Raw genomic sequence first — 229 nt, 5'->3', positions numbered from 1 at the left:
CCTCGCCATTAAAGTCGATTGAAACGAGGGGTTCATCTGTAATTCCTAAAATACCTTTAAGCGTCCCTTGTGAAGCTTCCCAAAAGGCATTGTTAATGGCTTCTGCAGTAGTTTCTGTTTTTAAATTCACAACTAAATCAACTAACGAAACATTTGGCGTTGGCACACGGAGCGCCATTCCTGTTAGTTTGCCGTCCAAATTCGGCAACACTTTCGATATGGCCTTAGC

1 pseudogene is annotated in these 229 nt (G+C 42.8%); it reads right to left on the bottom strand.

The features are described from left to right. Positions 1–229 (bottom strand): annotated as a pseudogene (locus tag CHH91_RS19275) (type I glyceraldehyde-3-phosphate dehydrogenase); the annotation flags it as partial.

It is taken from the genome of Virgibacillus sp. 7505, assembly GCF_002272135.1.
In the GTDB taxonomy this organism is placed as follows: domain Bacteria; phylum Bacillota; class Bacilli; order Bacillales; family Amphibacillaceae; genus Terribacillus.
Note: the sequence above shows the minus strand (reverse complement) of the source record. Positions and strands in the feature narration are given on the sequence as shown.